At 35.6% G+C, this 3,940-nt stretch carries 4 protein-coding genes; 3 read left to right on the top strand and 1 reads right to left on the bottom strand.

Annotated elements, in window-relative coordinates; genetic code table 11:
• Nucleotides 1–28 precede the first annotated feature (28 nt).
• From HUN22_RS15925 to HUN22_RS15915, 3 genes are all read left to right on the top strand, one after another.
• Nucleotides 29–484, top strand: a complete 456-nt coding sequence (locus HUN22_RS15925; RefSeq protein ID WP_174731377.1) for a phasin family protein — start codon at nucleotides 29–31, stop codon at nucleotides 482–484.
• A 168-nt stretch (nucleotides 485–652) separates the two neighbouring features.
• Nucleotides 653–925: an HU family DNA-binding protein gene (locus HUN22_RS15920; protein ID WP_001043034.1), complete on the top strand. Its 273-nt coding sequence runs from the start codon at nucleotides 653–655 to the stop codon at nucleotides 923–925.
• Between the two features lie 131 nt (nucleotides 926–1,056).
• Nucleotides 1,057–2,922, top strand: a complete 1,866-nt coding sequence (locus HUN22_RS15915) for a SurA N-terminal domain-containing protein (protein WP_174731374.1) — start codon at nucleotides 1,057–1,059, stop codon at nucleotides 2,920–2,922.
• Between the two features lie 46 nt (nucleotides 2,923–2,968).
• Here the strand turns inward: HUN22_RS15915 and HUN22_RS15910 are convergent, their stop codons facing one another.
• Nucleotides 2,969–3,913, bottom strand: a complete 945-nt coding sequence (locus tag HUN22_RS15910; RefSeq protein ID WP_438839293.1) for an AraC family transcriptional regulator — start codon at nucleotides 3,911–3,913, stop codon at nucleotides 2,969–2,971.
• Nucleotides 3,914–3,940: the final 27 nt, after the last annotated feature.

The following is a 3,940-nucleotide window of genomic DNA, read 5'->3' as shown; positions in this document are numbered from 1 at the left end:
TCTCTCATCTGATTAGGAGTTTAGATTAATGGATAATGCAAATATAGATAACCAGACAGAAGAGTTAGAAGAAAAAAATAAGTTAAAATCAAAGGTTTCAAGAAAATCGGCTTTAGATTTTAGAAAGTATACTAAGCAAATTTGGTTAGCAGGACTAGGGGCATTTTCACGTGCTGAAGAAGAGGGCAACAAACTCTTCGATTCCTTAGTCAAAGTCGGTGAAGAGTTAGAGTCAAAAACTGGAGACTTAGCAGATAACACTGTTGGTAAAGTCACAGAAAAAGCTAAAGAGTCTGTATCTGAAACAAAAGATAAAGTAGAGAAGATTCTTGATACGAGTGTTAATCATTCTTTAAACCGAATAGGACTAGTTACTCCGAAGGATTTACAGCACATCGAACAGCTGCTTGTACAACTGCATATTAAGGTGGATGCTTTAATAGAAGAAAACCAGCAGTTGAAGGAAAAATTGAATAAAAAGTAAAAAATGTTGGGATTTAGCAAATATATAACAGTTTTTTAGCATTTATTTTTGCTAAAAGCCCTGCTCTAGTATTGCGTTTTCCCCTAAAGCATTGCTATAAAGGCGTCATGGCCTTTTAAACTATAGCCTTGGACCTTAAACAAACGATATTAAGAGGATGTTTTATTCATGAATAAATCAGAATTAATCGATGCAATTGCTGAAAAAGGGGGAGTATCTAAGACTGATGCAGGCAAGGCACTCGATGCGACAATTGCGTCAATTACTGAAGCACTTAAAAAAGGTGACACAGTAACTTTAGTTGGTTTTGGTACTTTCAGTGTTAAAGAACGTGCTGCACGTACTGGTCGTAACCCTAAAACTGGTGAAGAGCTTCAAATTAAAGCAACAAAAGTACCAAGCTTCAAAGCTGGTAAAGGTCTTAAAGATTCAGTAGCTTAATCTTTTAAGATGAATAAACGCGCCAATATAGGCGCGTTTTTTATTAAAAATCTGAATTGACCAATATTGCTCATTCATTGATTGTGGTTTTTCAGTTAAAATTCTCCTCGAAATAAAATATTGGAATACTTATGGAATCGTTTCGTACAGTCATTAAGGGTTGGCTCGGCAAAGTCCTTCTAATTTTGTTTTTGACCCCTTTAGCACTTGTAGGTATTGAAGGATATTTTAATAGGGGAAACAAGGCTGATGTTGCAAAGACAGTAAACGGCCAGGAAATATCTAAAAAAGACCTTGAAACTTTAACTCAGTCTTACAAAGAACAATATTTAGCTGCTGTTAAAGGGGACGAAAGTTTACTTAATTTGCCTGTCATTCAGGCTAAGGCACTTGATATTTTAGTGTCACGTAATTTACTAATTCAGCAAGCGGAAAAATTAGGTATTTCTTTGAGTGATACTCAAATTGAGCAAATGTTAGCTCAACAGCCTAGTTTGCAAGAGAATGGTCAATTCTCACAAAAACTCTATGAAAATTATTTACGTTCTATTGGCATGACAAGCCAAGGTTTAATTTCAAGCCTACGTCAAGATCATGCTTTGAAAATGTTAACTTCAACATTTACTGATTATTCTCTTGTAAGCAAAGTTGACCTCATGCAAATTGCTAATTTGCAAACTGAACAACGCACCTTACATTTAGCTAGCATTAAATTAGATAGTTACAAGACAGGTTTAACCGCCTCTAATCAAGAAGCTACAGATTATTACAACAAACATCAAAATGAGTTTAAGCAACTGGCTTCGGTTGATGTTGATTATGTTGTGTTGTCTCCTTTAATGGTGGCTAAACCAGCTCATGCAACTGAAGTTGAACTTCAGCAGGCTTATGCAAAGTTTGTTGAAACTCAGAAAAAAGATGCTAAGCGAACTGTGAAACATATTTTAATTACTACTGATGCTCGTGATGATGCAGCAGCTCAAAAACTTGCAAAAGAAGTTTATGCAAAAATTCAAGGTGGGCTTTCATTTGCACAAGCGGCATCTCAGTTTTCTGAAGATCCTAGTTCTAAAGCAAAAGGTGGTTTAGTAGAAGCATATGCTCCCGGTGTTTTCTCGGATGCATTTGATAAAACTGTTTTAAGCTTGAAAAATGGACAAGTTTCACAGCCAGTAAAAACACAATATGGTTATCATATTATTGAAGCCGAAACTCAAGCTGGTCAAATCCCTTCATTCGAAGCAGAAAAAGCGCGCTTAACTGCTGAAGTTGAGAAGAATAAAGTTGCAACTGTCTATTCAGATACTGTAAATAGTTTGAATGAAACGATTGTTGGTAATGATTCTTTAGAAGCTGTTGTACAAGAAGTAAAAGGTACAAAAGTTGAATCATTAAATGGCGTAACTTTAGCTACTCAGAATTCATATTTAAGCGATCCAAGTGTCAAAATTAAATTATTTAATGATGATGTGAAGAATGGTGATCGTAATACATCATCTAATATTCAGTTAGCAAATGGTGATACAGTATGGGTTAAAGTGCGTGATTACCATGCAGCTGGAGTAAAACCACTTGCACAAGCGATGAATGAGGCGAAAGCTAAAGTTATCGATGAAAAAGCACGTAAGATAGCTCAATCAAAAATTGCTACTATGTTGGCTGAATTTAAAACTCAACCAGCAGATCAAGTGGTTGCAAAAAACAAAGTCGCATTTGAGTCAGCGGGTGTATTTACTCGATCACAAGGTTTAAAACGTGAAATTGAACGTGCTGCGTTTAGTTTAGCTCCACCTAAACCAGATATGTGGTCTGTTACAACAGCAAACTTACCAAATGAGCTTGTAGTGGTTGCAGTTTCGAATGTAAATTCATCGGCTGTAAATGCTATTCCTGCCGATCAATTACAACAGTTGAAACAACTTTATCGCCAGTCACGTGGTCAGCAAATATTGGAAGATTACAGTCAATATTTAAAATCACATGCAAAGATTAAATAATAATTTGATCAAATAAAAAAGCGCCTCGGCGCTTTTTTTATTTTTATTAATCGAGATGATGTTCGATATATTGCTGCCGATATTGTTTAGGTGACAAATCAAAAGTTCGTTTAAATGCCTGACTAAAAGCAGTCTCAGACGAGTAACCGACTTTGTTTGATATTTGCTGAATTGATAAATTACTTGTACGTAGATACTGACTTGCTAAACGGAGACGATAATGTTGTAAATAAGTTAGAGGGGGTTCACCGATAATGCCGTTAAATAAGTTGGCAAATTTAGAGCGAGACATGCAACATTGTTCAGCTAAGGATTCAACCGTCCAAGCTACTTCTGGTTGGCTATGAATAGCAGATAGGGCATTACTCAATTCAGGATGGGTTAAAGCGCTTAACCAGTTTTGTTGGTCTGCCATTTGCTGAATATGGTCACGAATACATTCAATAAGAAGAATGCTAACTAAATGATCAATAATTTTATCGTGACCGGGACGAATTTTTTGAGTTTCGACCGCTAAAAAATAAAGCCCAATTTGCAGCCATTCGGGTGGTGTAGTCTGATTTTCATGCTGAATATGCATAATAGAAGGCAATGCATTAATCAAAGGACCTGCCATATGAGTATCAACCTGACAGCGTAAACAGAGCAATAATGTTTGATCAGGAGAGGAGGTACCAAATTCGATTGCATCTTGTCTGTGACCATTAAAAAGTAAAGTAATATCTAATGAATCTACTAATTTACTTGCTGTTGATTTTGAGTCAGTAGCACTATGGGCTTTTCCAGAAGGTATTAAAATAATATCCCCAGCTGTCGCAATTATTTTTTCTGAAGCATTAAGTTGAATATATACTGAACCAGTTAAGACAATATAGGCTAGTAAAGCAGATTGATCTTGTGTTTTAAAAGCCCATTCTCCTTGAGCTTTTAAATAGATGTATTCAGACTTATTAAGGTGAATATCATCAAAAAATTTACTTAGTGCATCCATCTTTAAATGATCAATCATTATTTTAAT

The organism is Acinetobacter lactucae (genome assembly GCF_013344765.1).
In the GTDB taxonomy this organism is placed as follows: Bacteria; Pseudomonadota; Gammaproteobacteria; order Pseudomonadales; family Moraxellaceae; genus Acinetobacter; species Acinetobacter lactucae_A.
This window is presented reverse-complemented; position numbering and strand designations above follow the sequence as displayed.

What these genes read in the sequence shown, in the direction of transcription:
- HUN22_RS15925 (WP_174731377.1), top strand. Translation starts at nt 29, where the DNA reads ATGGATAATGCAAATATAGATAACCAGACAGAAGAGTTAGAAGAAAAA.
- HUN22_RS15910 (WP_438839293.1), bottom strand. Translation starts at nt 3,913, where the DNA reads ATGGATGCACTAAGTAAATTTTTTGATGATATTCACCTTAATAAGTCT.
- HUN22_RS15920 (WP_001043034.1), top strand. Translation starts at nt 653, where the DNA reads ATGAATAAATCAGAATTAATCGATGCAATTGCTGAAAAAGGGGGAGTA.
- HUN22_RS15915 (WP_174731374.1), top strand. Translation starts at nt 1,057, where the DNA reads ATGGAATCGTTTCGTACAGTCATTAAGGGTTGGCTCGGCAAAGTCCTT.